Raw genomic sequence first — 17,481 nt, 5'->3', positions numbered from 1 at the left:
TGCAAATTGTATGGAGTAAAGCGATCGCAACAATCTTAACAAATATTTCATCCTTCGCGCTCAGGTGAATCGCGCCAGCAAAGTACGGATTATCCTTAAATGCGTTTCTCACTTGCCTGACATATGCGTAAAATGGCCCCCAGATTAAAAAAGGATAGTGACGTATGCGCATTCATATTTTGGGAATTTGTGGCACGTTCATGGGCGGTCTGGCGATGCTGGCGCGCTCGCTTGGCCACGAAGTAACGGGTTCGGACGCCAATGTGTATCCGCCGATGAGCACCTTGCTTGAGAAGCAGGGGATTGACCTGATTCAGGGATACGAGGCTTCCCAGCTCGATCCGCAGCCGGATCTGGTGATCATTGGTAACGCCATGACGCGTGGGAATCCGTGTGTGGAAGCGGTGCTGGAGAAGAACATCCCGTTCATGTCCGGTCCACAGTGGCTGCATGACTTTGTTCTGCGCGATCGCTGGGTGCTGGCAGTAGCGGGCACCCACGGTAAAACCACCACCGCAGGGATGGCGACCTGGATTCTGGAAGCCTGTGGTTATAAACCGGGCTTCGTGATTGGCGGCGTGCCGGGGAACTTTGAGGTTTCTGCGCGGCTGGGCGAAAGTGACTTCTTCGTGATTGAAGCAGATGAGTACGACTGTGCGTTCTTCGATAAGCGCTCCAAGTTTGTTCACTACTGCCCGCGCACGCTGATCCTCAATAACCTTGAGTTTGACCATGCGGATATCTTTGACGATCTGAAGGCGATTCAGAAACAGTTCCACCACCTGGTGCGTATCGTGCCGGGCCAGGGACGCATCATCTACCCGGAAAACGACATCAACCTGAAGCAGACGATGGCGATGGGCTGCTGGAGCGAACAGGAGCTGGTGGGCGAGCAGGGTCACTGGCAGGCGAAGAAGCTCAACGCCGATGCTTCTGAATGGGAAGTCTGGCTGGACGGCGAGAAAGCCGGCGAGGTGAAGTGGGGGCTGGTTGGCGAGCACAACATGCACAACGGTCTGATGGCGATTGCTGCTGCCCGTCATGTTGGCGTCACGCCTGCGGATGCGGCTAACGCGCTGGGATCGTTCATCAACGCCCGTCGTCGCCTTGAGCTGCGCGGAGAAGCCAATGGCGTGACGGTGTTCGATGATTTCGCCCATCACCCAACGGCGATTCTGGCGACGCTCGCCGCGCTGCGCGGTAAAGTTGGCGGTACGGCGCGTATTATCGCCGTGCTGGAGCCGCGTTCAAACACCATGAAGATGGGGCTGTGCAAGGACGATCTGGCGCCATCATTAGGCCGTGCGGACGAGGTGTTCCTGTTGCAGCCGCCGCATATTCCGTGGCAAGTGGCGGAAGTGGCGGATGCCTGTATTCAACCCGCGCACTGGAGTGGAGATGTTGATGCTCTGGCCGAGATGATCGTGAAGACCGCGCAGCCGGGCGATCATATTCTGGTGATGAGCAACGGTGGTTTTGGCGGTATCCATCAAAAGCTGCTGGAAGGTCTGGCGAAAAAAGCCCAGGCTGAAGAGCAAGAGTAAGAAGCAGGCCCGGTGGCGCTGTCGCTTACCGGGCCTGCCGCGAATCCCTGGCCGGATAAGCACAGGGCCATCCGGCAATGAATTACCCTTCGTTTTCCGCCAGTTCACGCAGATACTGGAAGATCTGTCGCGCTGATTTCGGCGGCTTGTTTCCTTCTTTCTCTTTCTTTGCGTTGCGCACCAGCGAGCGAAGCTGCTGACGGTCAGCGTCAGGCCACAGGTTCAGCACTTCTGCCACAGCATCATCCCCCTCCACGATCAGGCGATCGCGCAGTTGCTCCAGTTTATGGAACAGCACCACCTGCTGGTTGTGGCGGTTTTTCAGCTTATCCAGCGCCTGGCGAATGGGATCGACATCACGGCTGCGCAGCATTTTACCAATCAGCTGCAGCTGGCGGCGGCGACCTTCCATCTTGATACGCTGGGCCAGCTCAATAGCGGCACGCAGATCCGCATCCAGCGGGATCTTATCCAGCGCGTTTTTCCCCAGATCGACCAGTTCCGCACCCAGGCGTTTTAACTCCTCGGCATCGCGTTTAATTTCACTTTTACTGACCCAGATAATTTCATCGTCTTCGTCTTCGATGTCATCAGCGGGAACGTCGTCGAGCCAGTCTTCGGGCTGCTTTGTCATTTCAGGCTCCTTAAAAAAAGAGGCTAATGTTACCAGTTAAGATGCGCACTGAAAAACGGTTCTCTGTTAGACTTCAGAGAAACTCTCTCTACATTATGGCATTTGCAATGAAAGTAATCTCACAAGTTGAAGCGCAACGTAAGATTCTGGAAGAAGCAGTCTCGACAGCGCTGGAGTTAGCCTCAGGCAAATCGGACGGTGCAGAAGTCGCCGTAAGTAAAACCACCGGCATTAGCGTCAGCACCCGCTATGGTGAAGTGGAGAACGTCGAATTCAATAGCGATGGGGCGCTGGGGATCACGGTTTATCATCAGAACCGTAAAGGCAGCGCGTCGTCCACGGATTTAAGCCCGCAGGCGATTGCCCGTACCGTACAGGCGGCGCTGGACATTGCGCGTTACACCTCGGAAGATCCGTGTGCGGGCGTGGCGGATAAAGAGCTTCTGGCCTTTGACGCGCCGGATCTGGATCTGTTCCATCCGGCAGACGTTTCTCCGGATCACGCTATCGAACTGGCCGCCCGCGCCGAACAGGCCTCTTTGCAGGCGGACAAGCGCATCACCAATACCGAGGGCGGCAGCTTTAACAGCCATTACGGCATTAAAGTATTTGGCAACAGCCACGGCATGTTGCAGGGCTATTGCTCCACCCGCCATTCACTCTCCAGCTGCGTGATTGCCGAAGAAAACGGCGACATGGAGCGTGATTATGCCTACACCATTGGTCGTGCGATGAGCGATCTGCAAACGCCGGAATGGGTAGGCGCAGACTGTGCTCGCCGCACCTTATCCCGCCTTTCTCCGCGTAAGCTTTCGACAATGAAAGCCCCGGTTATTTTTGCCAGTGAAGTGGCGACCGGTCTGTTTGGCCACCTGGTCGGCGCAATTGCGGGCGGGGCGGTGTATCGTAAATCGACCTTCCTGCTCGACTCGCTGGGTAAGCAGATCCTCCCTGAGTGGCTGACCATTGAAGAGCATCCGCACCTGCTGAAAGGGCTGGCCTCTTCGCCGTTTGACAGCGAAGGCGTGCGCACGGAACGTCGCGATATTATCAAAGACGGCGTGCTGACCCAGTGGCTGTTAACCAACTATTCTGCGCGCAAACTGGGGATGAAGAGTACGGGTCATGCGGGCGGTATTCATAACTGGCGTATCGCGGGACAGGGACTGAGCTTTGAGCAGATGCTTAAAGAGATGGGCACCGGTCTGGTGGTGACCGAGCTGATGGGACAAGGCGTCAGCGCGATCACCGGCGACTATTCCCGCGGCGCGGCGGGGTTCTGGGTGGAGAACGGCGAGATCCAGTATCCGGTGAGCGAAATCACTATTGCCGGAAACCTGAAAGAGATGTGGCGCAATATTGTCGCCGTCGGTAACGATATTGAAACGCGGAGCAATATACAGTGTGGTTCGGTCCTGTTGCCGGAGATGAAAATCGCCGGGCAGTAATACCCGCTATACTTCGAACGGCATGACAAAAACGGCTTTGTGGATTATTCAGGGTATTAAGAGCCCGGCCATCAGGCTATTTTGCTTGCCATTTTGAACCTGGGCAGTGCTCAAACTGCCTGCGCCGGTGATGCCTGATGGCCTGGCTCTGAGTTTATTGTTAATAATAAAAAAGGAAGTGAGCAATGCGTAAACACCTGTTAGCGATCGTCGCAGCTTCAACGCTGGTTTTTGGATCTTCTGCGTTTGCTGCCGATCTTGAAGACAATATGAACACGCTTAACGACAACCTGAAGGTGGTCGAGAAGGCGGATAACGCAACGCAAGTGAAAGACGCGTTAACTAAGATGCGTGCCGCTGCGCTGGATGCGCAAAAAGCGACGCCGCCGAAGCTGGAAGGTAAGTCGCCTGATAGCCCGGAAATGAAAGACTTCCGCCACGGTTTTGATCTCCTGGTCGGGCAGATCGACGGCGCGCTGAAGCTGGCGAACGAAGGTAAAGTCAAAGAAGCGCAGGCTGCGGCGGAGGATTTTAAAACCACCCGCAACGCGTACCACAAGAAGTATCGTTAATCTTTAAGCTCACCTGATGCGTCAGGTGAGCGCTTGCCCGTTATTCCCGAGCGCATCATCGCCAGCGCGTGGTCGACAATGGTTTGACTATCAATATGTTGTAATCGTATGTCTGTCCGGGTACGCGAAAACGGCACTAATACCAGGCTTATCAACGAGGTGAACAGCAGTTCTGGCGAGAGCGCGGGGTTTATTTTGCCTTCCCGCTGCCAGCGGCGCACGCTCTCCAGCATCTGGTGGTGCTTCTCATCACCAAAACGTTTGCGCATATGCTGATGTAACACCGGCATCTCACCGATGATCTCCTGCATCCACAGCGGCGCAAACCATGTATTTTTTTCCGCGATCTTCGCCAGCGCCTCAACCAGCTGCCTGAGCGCGGCGACGGGCTCCTCTGGATGGGCAACAAAAATCTGACTGATATCATTACGCAACGGCATAAAGCGCTCCTCCATCAGCTGTTCTACCAGCGTCTCTCGTGAGCTGAAGTAGTAATGCAGCATGGCTGGCGTCACACCGGCCTCTTTGGCGATAGCATTCAGCGAGACAGGGGCGAACCCGTGGCGTGCAAACAGCGCCAGCGCAATATCCATCAACTGTTCACGGTTAGCTGTTCCTGATTTTTTGCCCCGTGGGCGTCCAGGGCGGCGAGGGGTTTCGTTGTCTTTTTGTGCTGACATCTCTGAGCGATCTCTTGACCGAATTCATCATTTCCCTAAATATTAATTATGCAGTTAATTAATTTCAAGTGAGTGATGTTATGAAATCTGATGTTGCGCCTCAGTCAGTGCCATCGATTCGCCTGCTGTTCAGCGCATTGTTACTGGTGATGCTGCTGTCGGCACTGGATCAGACCATTGTTTCTACCGCGCTGCCAACCATTGTGGGTGAACTGGGTGGGCTGGATAAGCTCTCCTGGGGGGTGACCGCCTATATTCTCAGTTCGACTATCGTGGTGCCGCTGTACGGTAAATTTGGGGACCTGTTTGGCCGCAAGGTTGTCCTGCAGGTGGCGATCGTGCTGTTTCTCGTCGGTTCCGCGTTGTGTGGCGTCGCGCAGAATATGACGCAGCTTGTGCTGATGCGCGCTCTGCAAGGGCTGGGCGGTGGGGGTCTGATGGTCATCAGCATGGCGGCGGTCGCGGATGTCATTCCGCCCGCTAACCGTGGACGTTATCAAGGATTGTTCGGCGGGGTTTTTGGTCTTGCGACAGTTATTGGGCCGCTGACCGGGGGTTTCCTGGTTCAGCATGCTTCATGGCGCTGGATTTTCTACATCAATCTGCCGCTGGGCCTGTTTGCGCTGCTGGTCATTGGCGCGGTGTTTCACAGCAGTAATAAGCGCAGCCTGCATCAGATCGACTGGCTGGGGGCGTTTTATCTCAGTATGGCGTTGCTGTGTATTATCCTTTTTACCACCGAGGGCGGCAGCGTTCGCGCCTGGAGCGACCCGCAGTTGTGGTGCATTCTGGCTTTTGGCCTGGTCGGGGTTGCCGGGTTTATCTATGAGGAGCGGCTGGCCTTTGAGCCGATCATTCCGCTGTCGTTATTCCGTAACCGCAGCTTCCTGTTGTGCAGCCTGATTGGTTTTGTCATCGGCATGTCGTTATTTGGCTCAGTCACCTTTCTGCCTCTTTATTTGCAGGTCGTGAAAGGGGCGACACCAACGGAGGCGGGGCTGCAATTGATTCCGCTGATGGGCGGCCTGCTGCTGACCTCTGTCATTAGCGGACGCATAATCAGCCACACGGGTAAGTACCGGATATTCCCGATTCTCGGTACCTTGCTGGGCGTGACGGGAATGATATTGTTGACCCGGATTACCATCCACTCGCCTGTGTGGCAGCTGTATCTGTTTACCGGCGTGCTGGGAATGGGGCTGGGGCTTGTCATGCAGGTTCTGGTGTTGGCGGTACAAAATGCCATGCCTGCACAAATGTATGGGGTGGCAACGTCCGGCGTGACGCTCTTTCGTTCCATTGGCGGCTGCATTGGCGTGGCGCTGTTCGGCGCCGTGTTTAGCCATGTGCTGCAAAATAATTTACTCCGTCTGCTGCCGGAAGGGACCGGGCTACCGCCGGGGATGAATCCGGTTGCCGTACAGCATCTCCCTGCGGAGATTCGTACCGATTACCTCGATGCCTTTGGCGCCGCCATTCATGCGGCGTTTTTGATGGCGGCCTGCATTATGGCGGTGGCGTTTGTTCTCTCCTGGCTGCTTAAGGAGGCACCGTTGAAAACGGCAACACGCTAACGTGTCGTCTCCAGGCCTGATGATCGCTATCAGGCCTTTCTGCGTTTATCATCAGTAAACCCTATCCCGGTCACATTTCTTCATATTCATTGACTGCGGAAATATGCGTTTTCCACCCCCTTTTTCCGCTTCACTTCGCGACAGACATCACGTTTTTCCAGCGATTCATCGTGAATGCCGCCTTTTTTGTGGAACAGATCACTATCGCCACTCGCCTTTCCACTTTGAAGTGGAAAACAACTCGCTACAAACTTTTAACCCCCGCCGTTAGTTTAGCTTCAGAGCCATTAACGGGGTATGACGAGTGAATAACGGAGCAGTAATGAACGACATGGGGGAACAGGTGACGCAGGTTGGTGAACTGGCCGATCGCATGCTGGCGCAGGTATATGCCTTACTTCGCGAACATCACATCATTCCCAACGCCGTACAGGAACAAATGCTGACGTCTCATGTTCGCGCCATGGCGCACCGGTCAGTGACCGGCGAGCCTTTGCCGGAAGTGGAAGCCAGCTTATTTGATGAAATTTCAGCCGAATCAATGGCGCTTGCCCGCGACGTGGTCGCAGCGTTTGGCAACCTTCCAGAGGAAGAAGCCTGGCTGCTGTCAGTCCATTTCGAAGTCGCGAAAGACAATCTTTAAGGAGCAAAAAATGGAACAGATTACAGTTGTGATTGGCGATCGTCTGGGTAAAGGCCAGAAAGTGGCGGCAGGCGTCGAGAAAGCGGGCGGTCGCGCGGTGGTGGTACCAGGCGTGGCGGCAGATATGAAACTTGGCGACGTGATGAAAGCAGAAAATGCCACCTTTGGTATTTCGTTCTGCGGCAGCGGCGGTGCGGGGGCCATCACTGCGCAAAACAAGTATGGCTATAAAGCCAAATACGGTATGCGTTCTGTCGATGAGGGCGTCACCGCCATCAATGAAGGCTGCAACGTGCTGGGATTCGGCTTTATGGATAAAGAAGAGCTGGGCGAGCGTCTGGTTCAGGCGTGGCAAAAGAAATACGGCGCGTAGGTATGAAAGAGCAATTCACCACCACGGTGAGAGTCACCGGTAAAGGCGAAGCGAAAACGCGCGCCTTTGCCGACGCCCTGAACCACGTTCAGGCAGCGGTGATGAAGGCATCGCCGCATATCTTACTGCGTATTGAGCCACAGGATGTGCAGGTTGTTCAGGCGCGTGAAACGGTGCGTAAAGAGGCCTTTTTATTCTTCTTTTTGCGCCGGGAAAGACACACTTACAGCGTGGAGCTGGATGTGACCGTCAACGTGACCGCCATCAATCTGGACAAGGTGGAATTTGTCGCGCAACGCTGATTCTTTTTAAGAAGGCATAACTATGTTCCTGATAATTTTAATAAAATCGCTCATTATCGGCGCCCTGGTTGGCGTCGGGGTGGGGGCCGGAGCTGCACGCATGTTTCATGCGCCTACCACTCAGGGGATGGGCGCGTTTCGTACGTTGGGGGAACTGAACTCCTGTGAAGGGGATCCGGCTTCCCACTTCTCCTTTGGTCTGGGCTTCTTCTTCAACGCCTGGGCCTCATCCGTTGCGGCAGGCTCCTTCACCCAGGACGTTGATCACCGCATCATCCCTAACTGGGGCGCAGCCGCGCTGATGATAAAAAACCGCAACGTCGGTGAGACGCTGCACGATCCTAAACGCATGGCGATTTCCTGCGGCATCATCGGCATGATCGTCGTGACCTTCCTTAACCTTACTGCCTCTTCAGTACCGGAAGCGCTTCAGGTGACCGCCGTTAAGGTGCTGGTACCGGCAGCAAACCTGCTGGTTAACACCGTGATGCCGGTGATTTTCTGGCTGGCAGCCATCGACGCCGGTAAGAAATCGGGCTTCTGGGCGACCGTATTCGGCGGCGCGGCGCAGCTGATTATGGGCAACGCCGTACCTGGCCTGGTGCTGGGCATCCTGATCGGGAAAGGTGTGGAAGAGAGCGGCTGGAACCACGTCACTAAAGTGATGATGGTCGCGATTGTTCTGCTGTTTGTCCTGAGCGGATTCTTCCGTGGTTTCGATATGAAGATGATTGAGTCCTTCAACATGACCGTGCCGAACTGGCTGGAACTTATCCACAACTCACTGAGCGGCAAATAACGGAGGCCATAATGGAACAGAATAAAGGTTTTTGGTTTGCTGACTGGTCGTTCCCGATCTTTGTTGGTCTGCTTTCATCCGGCGTGTTTGCCGGGACGCACATGTACTACCTCTACGGTATTGGCGCGTTTAACGAAGTTGCCTTCGTGGCGATGCTGAAAGCGGGGATTGATACCGGTGCTTATGGTGCGGTAGCGGCGTTTGGCGCAAGCTTCCTGTTTGCCCGCATTATCGAAGGGTCGCTGGTGGGGATTCTGGACATCGGCGGGGCGATTCAGACCGGCGTGGGCCTGGGGGTTCCGGCGCTGCTGTTGGGCGCGGGCATTATGTTCCCGGTGACCAACTTTATCGCTTCTCTGGCCACCGGTCTGGTGATTGGTCTGGCGATTGGTTACATCATCATTCTGGCGCGTAAGTTCACGATTAACCAGAGCGATTCCACCTACGGGGCGGACGTGATGATGGGGGCCGGTAACGCCTCTGGCCGTTTCCTGGGTCCGCTTATCATCCTCAGCGCGATGACCGCATCCATTCCTATTGGCGTGGGTTCCCTGGCTGGCGCACTGCTGTTTTACATCTGGCAGAAGCCGATCACCGGCGGCGCGATCCTCGGCGCAATGATTCTGGGTTCAATCTTCCCGATTGCTATTAGCTAATTGCCTGATGGCGCGCAGCGTTAAGACCTGCACGTTGCTGTGATTGTGCAGGTCGGATAAGGCGCTTACGCCGCCATCCGACAAGAGGTTCCTCCATTTTTCAGGAGAGAGATATGTTTGATTTACTCCTGCGCCATGCGCGACTGGTCGACGATACGGTCTGTGATATCGCGTTAAAGGACGGCAAAATTGCCCTGCTGGGCGATATCCAACAACCGGCAGTGAAAACCGTTGATCTGCGTGGCGAATGTTACGTGAGCGCCGGCTGGATTGATTCTCACGTTCATTGCTACCCGAAATCCCCGATTTATTACGATGAGCCGGACAGCGTTGGGATTGCGACCGGGGTAACCACCGTCGTCGATGCGGGCAGTACCGGCGCAGACGATATTGATGATTTTTATTCCCTGACCCGCGAGGCCGCCACCGAAGTCTATGCGCTGTTGAATATCTCCCGCGTTGGGCTTATCGCCCAGAATGAGCTGGCCAACATGGCCCATATCGATGCTGATGCGGTGAAGCAGGCGGTGAAGCGTCACCCTGATTTTATCGTCGGCCTGAAGGCGCGGATGAGCAGCAGCGTGGTCGGTGAGAACGGTATTACGCCGCTTGACCGCGCCAAAGCGATGCAGAAAGAGAACGGCGACCTGCCGCTGATGGTGCACATTGGTAACAACCCGCCGGATCTGGATGAAATTGCCGAACGACTGACGGCGGGCGATATCATCACCCACTGCTACAACGGCAAACCTAACCGAATTCTGACGCCGGAAGGTGAACTGCGGGCTTCGGTGAGCCGGGCGCTTCAGCGCGGCGTGCGTCTGGACGTCGGTCACGGCACTGCCAGCCTGAGCTTTGCGGTGGCGAAGCGCGCCATCAGCTTAGGGATTTTGCCGCATACCATCAGCTCCGATATTTACTGCCGTAACCGCATCAGCGGCCCGGTCAAAACGCTGGCTAACGTGATGTCGAAATTCCTCGCCATCGGTATGTCGCTGCCGCAGGTCATTGAGTGCGTGACGGCCAACGCCGCCGACGGCCTGAATCTGAAAACCAAAGGTCGCCTCCAGCCGGGCCTGGATGCCGATCTGACCCTCTTTACGCTTAAGCGCCAGCCAACCGTGCTGGTGGACGCAGAAAACGACAGCTTACAGGCTGAGAAACTGCTGGTGCCGCTTGCCGCGATACGTGCGGGCAAGGGCTATATGACCGAACAAGGGAGCGCGGAACATGCCTTCGATTTTTGAGAAATACAATTTAAAACAGGTGATTAACACCTCCGGCCGTATGACGGCGCTCGGCGTCTCCACGCCGCGTCCGGAAGTGGTAGACGCGGCGATGGCCGGAATGAATCAGTATTTCGAGATGAAAGATCTGGTCAATAAAACCGGAGAGTACATCGCAAAATTGCTGGATGTGGAAGGGGCGACAGTGGTTGCCTGCGCATCCGCCGGGATTGCTCAGTCGGTAGCGGCGGTGCTGGTTCAGGACAGCGACTGGCTGCTGGAGAATCTGCATGTTACGCCGATAGAAAACAACGAAATTGTTCTGCCGAAAGGTCACAACGTCAACTTTGGCGCCCCGGTTGGCACCATGGTGGCGCTGGGCGGCGGCAAGCTGGTGGAAGCGGGCTATGCCAACGAATGCTCTGCTGCCCAACTGGCGGCGGCGATTACTCCGCGCACGGCGGCGATTCTGTATATCAAGTCTCACCACTGCGTGCAAAAAAGTATGCTCAGCGTGGAGCAGGCGGTCGTGGTTGCGCGTAAACACAATCTGCCGCTGATTGTGGATGCGGCAGCGGAAGAAGATTTGCAGTGCTACTACCGTTCTGGTGCGGATCTGGTGATTTACAGCGGTGCGAAAGCGATTGAAGGACCGACCAGCGGGCTGGTGATTGGTAAAACGCAGTATGTCGAATGGGTAAAACGCCAGTCGGCAGGGATTGGCCGGGCGATGAAGGTTGGCAAAGAGGGCATTCTCGGCCTGACCTGCGCCATTGAACTCTACCTGAGCGCACAGAAAGAGAGCGGTGCGGAGATGGTGGAAAAAATGACGCCGTTTATCGAGACGCTGAACACCCTGAATGGCGTGAGTGCGCGCGTGGTGTGGGATAGCGCCGGTCGCGATATCGCACGTGCGGAAATCAAGTTTGACGAAGCGGTAACCGGTATTGCAACGGGCGAGCTGGTTGACGCACTCAGGCAGGGCGAGTACGCGATTTACTTCCGTGGTTATAAAGCCAACGAAGGAATTATTGAGGCCGATGTGCGCAGCGTGGACCGCGCGCAGCTGGAAATTGTGGCACGCCGTATTGGTGATGTGATTAATCAGGAGAAAAAAGCATGAAACTGACCCCTAACTTTTACCGCGATCGCGTCTGTCTGAACGTGCTGGCAGGCTCGAAGGAGAACGCCTGTGAAATTTACGCGGCGGCGGAAGGTCATGTGCTGGTCGGCGTGCTCTCCAAAAATTATCCGGATGTCGAAAGCGCGGTGGCGGATATGCGCGAATACGCAGCGCTGATTGATAACGCACTGTCTGTTGGTCTGGGCGCAGGCGATCCGAATCAGTCCGCGATGGTGAGTGAAATCTCCCGTCAGGTACAGCCGCAGCACGTTAATCAGGTGTTTACCGGCGTGGCGACCAGCCGCGCGCTGTTGGGGCAGAATGAGACGGTGGTGAACGGCCTGGTATCCCCGACCGGCACGCCGGGTAGGGTGAAGATCTCAACTGGTCCGCTGAGCAGCCGCGCGCCGGACGGCATCGTGCCGCTGGAGACGGCGATTGCCTTGCTGAAGGACATGGGCGGCAGCTCGATTAAATACTTCCCGATGGGCGGCCTGAAATGCCGTGACGAATACAAAGCGGTGGCGGAAGCCTGCGCCCGCCATGACTTCTGGCTGGAGCCGACAGGCGGTATCGATCTGGAAAACTTTGCCGAGATTCTACAAATCGCTCTTGATGCCGGCGTGAGCAAAATCATTCCTCACATTTATAGTTCGATTATTGATAAGGTGAGTGGGAACACCCGTCCGGACGATGTGCGCCAGCTGCTTGCGCTGACCCGGGCGTGCACAGGCTAACTGATAATGCGAGGAGACTGACGTGCGATTCCCCAACCAACGTTTAGCGCAACTGTTTGATATGCTGCAAAACGAGACGCTGCCGCAGGATGAACTGGCGCAGCGGTTGTCGGTTTCCACACGTACCGTCCGTGCGGATATCACCGCGCTCAATGCGCTCCTGGCTCAGTATGGCGCGCAGTTTGTCCTGAGCCGGGGCAACGGTTATCAGCTCAGAATCGATGACCCGGCAAGCTTTAAAACCCTGCAAACGCAGCAGCCTGGTACGCTGCTGCGCATTCCGCGTACCAGTCAGGAGCGGGTACACTATCTGATGGTTCGTTTCCTGACGTCCGCATTTTCCATCAAACTTGAAGATTTGGCTGATGAATGGTTTGTCAGCCGGGCAACCCTGCAAAATGACATGGCGGAGGTGCGTGAATGGCTGCAACGCTATCATCTGACGCTGGAAACGCGTCCGCGCCATGGCATGAAACTGTTTGGCAGCGAGATGGCGATCCGCGCCTGCCTGACCGATCTTCTGTGGACGCTGGCGCAACAGGATCCGGCGAATCCTCTGGTGACGGAAGAGGCGCTCAATGCGGGCGTGCCGGAGCAGCTACAGTCCGTTTTGCAGGATATTTTTAGCCATTTTCATATTCGCCTGACCGACGAGGGCGAGCTGTTTTTACGTTTGTACTGCGCGGTGGCGGTACGGCGTATCAGCGAAGGGTACCCGCTCTCTGACTTTGTGACCGAAGAGGTTGAAGAGAATGTCTGTCTTGCGGCGCGAGAAATTGCGGGCGTGTTGCACCGCCTGGCCGATAAGCCGCTCGCAATATCGGAAGAGAACTGGCTGAAGGTGCATATCGCTGCCCGTCAGGTGCAGGAGATTGCGCCGAGCGCCATCAATGCTGACAACGAAGAAGCCCTGGTCAATTACATCCTCAGCTTTATCAATACCCAGTACAACTATAACCTGTTGAATGACAAGCAGTTACATGCCGATCTGCTCACCCATATCAAAACCATGATAACGCGTGTGCGCTACCAGATTATGCTGCCCAACCCCCTGCTGGAAAACATCAAACAGCATTACCCGATGGCCTGGGATATGACCCTGGCGGCGGTATCCAGTTGGGGAAAATATACGCCGTACACTATCAGCGAAAATGAGATTGGTTTTCTGGTGCTGCATATTGGTGTTGGCCTGGAACGTAGTTACAACATAGGTTACCAGCGGCAGCCAAAAGTGCTGCTGGTATGCGATGCCGGAAATGCGATGGTGCGAATGATCGAAGCGGTACTGGCGCGAAAATATCCGCAGATTGAGATCGGGCGTACCCTGACGCTGCGCGACTACGAGCAACGGGAGAGCATCGGCGAAGACTTTGTTATCTCTACCGCCCGCATCACTGAGAAGGACAAGCCGGTGGTGATGATCGCGCCATTCCCCACCGATTATCAACTGGAGCAGATTGGCAAGCTGGTGCTGGTGGACAGAACCCGGCCGTGGATGCTGAACAAATACTTCGACGCCGCTCATTTCCGCATTATTGATGGTGAGATGGAAAGGCAGACGCTGTTCAAAACGCTGTGCGATCAGCTACAGAGCGAAGGGTTTGTCGATGCAGAGTTTCTCGACTCGGTGGTGGAACGTGAAGCCATTGTCAGCACCATGCTTGGCGACAGTATTGCGCTGCCGCACGCCCTGGGACTGCTGGCGAAGAAAACGGTGGTCTATACCGTACTTGCTCCCCAGGGAATCGCCTGGGGCGATGAAACGGCACATGTCATCTTTTTGCTCGCCATCAGTAAAAGCGAATACGAAGAGGCAATGGCAATCTACGATATTTTCGTCACCTTCCTGCGCGAGCGCGCCATGACGCGTCTGTGCGCCAGCCAGAACTTTGCCGAGTTTAAAGCGGTAGCGATGGAGTGCGTGAGCCGTTTTTGAGAGGCGTTTTCCAGAAATGAAAGTAATGCCGCTGTAATGCATTACACGTCTTTTTTCGCTGGAGGCATAATGGCCACGCTTAACGTCCGTCTGGTTTATCAGGTGAAAGATGAAAGGGTAATAGTGCTGGTGGTTGCAATTGGCAATCGAGAGAAATCAACTGCCTACCATGAGGCAGACAAACATCTCTGATGAACCGCGTTACCGCAAGTGATGTACAACCTGATTACTGCTGCCGCGCCAGATCAGTGCCGGGTCTTTCAGATCCTGCACATATTTACCGTCAACCAGCACGTTGATGAGATCCACCACCTGCATTTGGGCTGGGTTGAGTTCAGCAATTTTGTAACCGGTCCACACCCAGATATCTTTATCCGGACACTCTTTGCGAATTCGCTGCACCAGCTTCAGGATATCCGGCACGTTTTGCGGATGGAGCGGATCGCCGCCGGAGAGCGAAATCCCCTGACGATGGATCCGCGTATCGTTCAGATCGGCAATGATCCGATCTTCCATCTCTCTGGTGAACGGCTGCCCCGAATTCAGTCGCCAGGTGCTTTTGTTATAGCATCCGGGGCATTCATGCACGCATCCTGAAACAAACAGGGTACAGCGAGTGCCGGGACCATTAACGATGTCGACAGGGTAATACTGATGGTAATTCATTTTCGCTTCTCATCCGTTTATCAATTCGCGCCATAGCTGCGTTCGGGCGCCCGAGTCACTTACTTATGTAAGCTCCCCGGGGCTTACTCATTTGCTGCCTTGCTATGACGTGAATTGCGTTGCGGAAATAATGGCCCGAAAAGCGTCGCATCGCCGGGCAATAAAATCGTCTATGCTCTAAATAATTCGAGTTGCAGGAAGGCGGCGACGCAGTGAGTCCCCAGGAGCGTACACGAGTACGTGACTGGGGTGAGCGAGGAAAGCCAACGCATCTGCAACTTGAAGTATGACGAGTATAAATTAACCGATCTGCCCGTTCCCTAAATGCTTAACGCGGCGCTTCACTTCTTCCTGTTTACCGGCGTTAAACGGACGTGCGTCCGGGCTGCCTAAATAACCGCACACGCGGCGGGTTACCGATACGCGCGCGGCGTCGTGATTACCGCATTTCGGGCAGGTGAAGCCTTTGCTGGTACACTCGAACTCGCCGGTAAAGCCGCACTCGTAGCACTCGTCGATCGGCGTGTTGGTTCCATAGTACGGCACGTGCTGATAGCTGTAATCCCAGACATCTTCCAGCGCTTTCAGGTTGTGCTGAATGTTCGGGTATTCGCCGTAGCAAATGAAGCCCCCGCTCGCCAGCGGCGGGTACGGCGCTTCAAAATCGATTTTGTCGTACGGATTCACCTTCTTCTCCACGTCAAGGTGGAAGCTGTTGGTGTAGTAGCCTTTATCGGTGACGCCCGGCACGACGCCGAATTCGGCGGTATCCAGACGGCAGAAGCGATCGCACAGGTTCTCGCTTGGCGTACTGTACAGGCTGAAGCCGTAGCCCGTTTCCTCTTTCCACTGCTCGACCGCCTGACGCAGACGCTCAACAATTGCGATACCTTTTGCACGCAGCGCTTCGCTGTCGTACAGGTGTGCGTCGCCAAACAGCGCATTGATAGTTTCGTGGATACCGATGTAGCCCAGCGAAATCGACGCACGCCCGTTTTTGAAGATTTCCGCCACATCGTCGTCAGCGTTCAGACGCACGCCGCAGGCGCCTTCCATATAAAGGATCGGTGCAACGCGAGCTTTAACGCCTTCCAGACGAGCGATACGCGTCATCAGCGCTTTACGCGCCAGTACCAGGCGATCGTCCAGCAGCTTCCAGAATGCGGCTTCATCGCCACCGGCTTCCAGCGCGATGCGCGGCAGGTTGAGGCTGATCACACCCAGGTTGTTACGTCCGTCGTGAACCTGCTCGCCGTTCTCATTCTCCCAGACGCCGAGGAAGCTGCGGCAGCCCATCGGGGTTTTGAAGGAGCCGGTCACTTTCACCACCTGATCGTAGTTCAGAATGTCCGGATACATGCGCTTGCTTGCGCACTCCAGCGCCAGCTGTTTGATGTCGTAGTTCGGATCGCCAAACTTATGGTTCAGACCGTCGCGAATCGCGAAGACCAGTTTCGGGAACACGGCGGTTTTGCGATTTTTGCCCAGGCCCGCGATACGGTTACGCAGAATGGACTGCTGAATCAGGCGCGATTCCCAGCTGGTGCCAAGGCCGAAACCAAAGGTAACAAATGGCGTCTGACCGTTGGCGGTGTGCAGCGTGTTAACTTCGTATTCCAAAGACTGAAAGGCGTCGTAGCACTCTTTTTCCGTACGGGAATGCGCGTAACCCTCGGCATCCGGGATCTGCCACTCTTCTGCTGTTTTGCGATGTTTGGTAAAGCTTGCCGTCACAAACGGCGCCAGCACTTCATCAATACGGTTAATGGTGGTGCCGCCATAAATATGGCTGGCGACCTGCGCGATAATTTGCGCGGTAACGGCAGTGGCGGTAGAGATAGATTTCGGCGGTTCGATCTCCGCGTTACCCATCTTAAAGCCCTGCGTCAGCATGCCTTTCAGGTCGATCAGCATACAGTTGAACATCGGGAAGAACGGAGAATAATCGAGGTCGTGATAGTGGATATCGCCACGTTCGTGTGCCTGTACCACATCACGCGGCAGCAGATGCTGGCGAGCGTAATGTTTGGCGACGATACCTGCCAGCAGATCGCGCTGGGTTGGGATCACCTTACTGTCTTTGTTGGCGTTTTCATTCAGGAGTGCGGAGTTGGTTTGTTCTACCAGACCACGGATTTCCTGGTTCAGACGACCACGCTTCTCTCGCTGAATGTCACGATCGTGACGATATTCGATGTATGCGCGGGCAAGCTGCTTATATGGCCCTGACATCAGCTGGTTTTCAACCGCAGTCTGAATCACATTGATATCGACCTGACTGCATTCATTCATCTGGCTGCTAACGACTTCTGCGACGGTGGCGCAGTAATCTGCGTCATCGACTCCCGCTGCTTTAGCTGCACGCAGAATGGCTTCTTTAATGCGCTCTGATTTAAACGGCACTTTACAGCCATCACGTTTCATCACATGCGGTGTCATGATCACTCCATATTTATAAGAACAGGTTATCCACAGAGATTGGGGAGGCGCGCATTGTTTTATTCATCTACCTTGCCAATGACTTCCCGCAATCCAGACCCACTTATCCACAATTTTTCCGTTTAACTG

17 protein-coding genes and 1 pseudogene are annotated in these 17,481 nt (G+C 55.1%); 14 read left to right on the top strand and 4 right to left on the bottom strand.

Features of this window, described 5'->3' with window-relative positions; translation table 11 throughout:
• Positions 1-164: 164 nt before the first annotated feature.
• On the top strand, positions 165-1,544 hold the full coding sequence (gene mpl, locus C3432_RS16455; RefSeq protein WP_103777626.1) for a UDP-N-acetylmuramate:L-alanyl-gamma-D-glutamyl-meso-diaminopimelate ligase: 1,380 nt from the start codon (positions 165-167) through the stop codon (positions 1,542-1,544).
• Between the two features lie 82 nt (positions 1,545-1,626).
• Here the strand turns inward: mpl and yjgA are convergent, their stop codons facing one another.
• Positions 1,627-2,178, bottom strand: coding sequence for a ribosome biogenesis factor YjgA (yjgA, locus tag C3432_RS16450; protein ID WP_103777625.1), 552 nt, complete (start codon positions 2,176-2,178; stop codon positions 1,627-1,629).
• Positions 2,179-2,273: 95 nt separating this feature from the next.
• On the opposite strand from yjgA, the gene pmbA reads away from it, so the two are divergent.
• Positions 2,274-3,626 (top strand): metalloprotease PmbA, encoded by a 1,353-nt coding sequence (gene pmbA, locus C3432_RS16445; protein WP_103777624.1) that lies wholly within the window; start codon positions 2,274-2,276, stop codon positions 3,624-3,626.
• Between the two features lie 185 nt (positions 3,627-3,811).
• Positions 3,812-4,198, top strand: coding sequence for a cytochrome b562 (gene cybC, locus C3432_RS16440; protein WP_103777623.1), 387 nt, complete (start codon positions 3,812-3,814; stop codon positions 4,196-4,198).
• Here the strand turns inward: cybC and C3432_RS16435 are convergent.
• A complete protein-coding gene (locus C3432_RS16435) occupies positions 4,195-4,878 on the bottom strand; it encodes a TetR/AcrR family transcriptional regulator (protein ID WP_103777622.1) in 684 nt (227 codons plus the stop codon). The genes cybC and C3432_RS16435 overlap by 4 nt on opposite strands.
• Positions 4,879-4,958: 80 nt before the next feature.
• Here C3432_RS16435 and C3432_RS16430 point away from each other — a divergent pair, with 80 nt between their 5' ends.
• From C3432_RS16430 to C3432_RS28030, 11 genes and pseudogenes are all read left to right on the top strand, one after another.
• On the top strand, positions 4,959-6,452 hold the full coding sequence (locus C3432_RS16430) for an MDR family MFS transporter (protein ID WP_103777621.1): 1,494 nt from the start codon (positions 4,959-4,961) through the stop codon (positions 6,450-6,452).
• Positions 6,453-6,756: 304 nt separating this feature from the next.
• Entirely contained in the window at positions 6,757-7,095 is a 339-nt protein-coding gene (locus C3432_RS16425; RefSeq protein WP_181012934.1) for a glycine dehydrogenase, read from the top strand.
• A gap of 10 nt (positions 7,096-7,105) precedes the next feature.
• A complete protein-coding gene (locus tag C3432_RS16420) occupies positions 7,106-7,468 on the top strand; it encodes an SFCGS family glycine-rich protein (protein WP_012134368.1) in 363 nt (120 codons plus the stop codon).
• A 2-nt stretch (positions 7,469-7,470) separates the two neighbouring features.
• Positions 7,471-7,770 (top strand): DUF4312 family protein, encoded by a 300-nt coding sequence (locus tag C3432_RS16415; RefSeq protein ID WP_103777619.1) that lies wholly within the window; start codon positions 7,471-7,473, stop codon positions 7,768-7,770.
• 22 nt (positions 7,771-7,792) lie between these two features.
• Positions 7,793-8,569 carry a DUF4311 domain-containing protein gene (locus tag C3432_RS16410; RefSeq protein WP_103777618.1) on the top strand — a complete coding sequence of 259 codons (777 nt, stop codon included), beginning with the start codon at positions 7,793-7,795 and terminating at the stop codon, positions 8,567-8,569.
• Between the two features lie 11 nt (positions 8,570-8,580).
• Positions 8,581-9,225: a DUF4310 family protein gene (locus C3432_RS16405; protein WP_103777617.1), complete on the top strand. Its 645-nt coding sequence runs from the start codon at positions 8,581-8,583 to the stop codon at positions 9,223-9,225.
• Positions 9,226-9,338: 113 nt separating this feature from the next.
• Complete coding sequence (locus tag C3432_RS16400; protein WP_103777616.1) at positions 9,339-10,472, top strand: amidohydrolase/deacetylase family metallohydrolase; 1,134 nt, start codon at positions 9,339-9,341, stop codon at positions 10,470-10,472.
• Complete coding sequence (locus tag C3432_RS16395; RefSeq protein ID WP_103777615.1) at positions 10,456-11,574, top strand: DgaE family pyridoxal phosphate-dependent ammonia lyase; 1,119 nt, start codon at positions 10,456-10,458, stop codon at positions 11,572-11,574. The genes C3432_RS16400 and C3432_RS16395 overlap by 17 nt, the downstream gene beginning before the upstream one ends.
• On the top strand, positions 11,571-12,311 hold the full coding sequence (gene dagF, locus C3432_RS16390; protein ID WP_103777614.1) for a 2-dehydro-3-deoxy-phosphogluconate aldolase: 741 nt from the start codon (positions 11,571-11,573) through the stop codon (positions 12,309-12,311). The genes C3432_RS16395 and dagF overlap by 4 nt, the downstream gene beginning before the upstream one ends.
• 22 nt (positions 12,312-12,333) lie before the next feature.
• On the top strand, positions 12,334-14,247 hold the full coding sequence (locus tag C3432_RS16385; protein ID WP_103777613.1) for a BglG family transcription antiterminator: 1,914 nt from the start codon (positions 12,334-12,336) through the stop codon (positions 14,245-14,247).
• An 87-nt stretch (positions 14,248-14,334) separates the two neighbouring features.
• Positions 14,335-14,439, top strand: a pseudogene (locus C3432_RS28030) (type II toxin-antitoxin system RelE family toxin); the annotation flags it as partial.
• Between the two features lie 9 nt (positions 14,440-14,448).
• Here the strand turns inward: C3432_RS28030 and nrdG are convergent.
• The gene (gene nrdG / locus C3432_RS16375) at positions 14,449-14,913 is read right to left on the bottom strand and encodes an anaerobic ribonucleoside-triphosphate reductase-activating protein (protein WP_103777611.1); all 465 of its coding nucleotides are present in this window, start codon (positions 14,911-14,913) and stop codon (positions 14,449-14,451) included.
• A gap of 300 nt (positions 14,914-15,213) precedes the next feature.
• The gene (gene nrdD / locus C3432_RS16370; RefSeq protein WP_103777610.1) at positions 15,214-17,352 is read right to left on the bottom strand and encodes an anaerobic ribonucleoside-triphosphate reductase; all 2,139 of its coding nucleotides are present in this window, start codon (positions 17,350-17,352) and stop codon (positions 15,214-15,216) included.
• Positions 17,353-17,481 lie beyond the last annotated feature (129 nt).

It is taken from the genome of Citrobacter amalonaticus, from assembly GCF_002918555.1.
Lineage (GTDB): Bacteria > Pseudomonadota > Gammaproteobacteria > Enterobacterales > Enterobacteriaceae > Citrobacter_C > Citrobacter_C amalonaticus_A.
This window is presented reverse-complemented; position numbering and strand designations above follow the sequence as displayed.

Bases quoted from the DNA above. Each gene is read 5' to 3' on its own strand.
- cybC (WP_103777623.1), top strand. From the start codon at position 3,812: ATGCGTAAACACCTGTTAGCGATCGTCGCAGCTTCAACGCTGGTTTTT.
- dagF (WP_103777614.1), top strand. From the start codon at position 11,571: ATGAAACTGACCCCTAACTTTTACCGCGATCGCGTCTGTCTGAACGTG.
- C3432_RS16430 (WP_103777621.1), top strand. From the start codon at position 4,959: ATGAAATCTGATGTTGCGCCTCAGTCAGTGCCATCGATTCGCCTGCTG.
- yjgA (WP_103777625.1), bottom strand. From the start codon at position 2,178: ATGACAAAGCAGCCCGAAGACTGGCTCGACGACGTTCCCGCTGATGAC.
- C3432_RS16410 (WP_103777618.1), top strand. From the start codon at position 7,793: ATGTTCCTGATAATTTTAATAAAATCGCTCATTATCGGCGCCCTGGTT.
- C3432_RS16415 (WP_103777619.1), top strand. From the start codon at position 7,471: ATGAAAGAGCAATTCACCACCACGGTGAGAGTCACCGGTAAAGGCGAA.
- nrdD (WP_103777610.1), bottom strand. From the start codon at position 17,352: ATGACACCGCATGTGATGAAACGTGATGGCTGTAAAGTGCCGTTTAAA.
- C3432_RS16400 (WP_103777616.1), top strand. From the start codon at position 9,339: ATGTTTGATTTACTCCTGCGCCATGCGCGACTGGTCGACGATACGGTC.
- C3432_RS16405 (WP_103777617.1), top strand. From the start codon at position 8,581: ATGGAACAGAATAAAGGTTTTTGGTTTGCTGACTGGTCGTTCCCGATC.
- mpl (WP_103777626.1), top strand. From the start codon at position 165: ATGCGCATTCATATTTTGGGAATTTGTGGCACGTTCATGGGCGGTCTG.
- C3432_RS16435 (WP_103777622.1), bottom strand. From the start codon at position 4,878: ATGTCAGCACAAAAAGACAACGAAACCCCTCGCCGCCCTGGACGCCCA.
- C3432_RS16395 (WP_103777615.1), top strand. From the start codon at position 10,456: ATGCCTTCGATTTTTGAGAAATACAATTTAAAACAGGTGATTAACACC.
- nrdG (WP_103777611.1), bottom strand. From the start codon at position 14,913: ATGAATTACCATCAGTATTACCCTGTCGACATCGTTAATGGTCCCGGC.
- C3432_RS16420 (WP_012134368.1), top strand. From the start codon at position 7,106: ATGGAACAGATTACAGTTGTGATTGGCGATCGTCTGGGTAAAGGCCAG.
- pmbA (WP_103777624.1), top strand. From the start codon at position 2,274: ATGGCATTTGCAATGAAAGTAATCTCACAAGTTGAAGCGCAACGTAAG.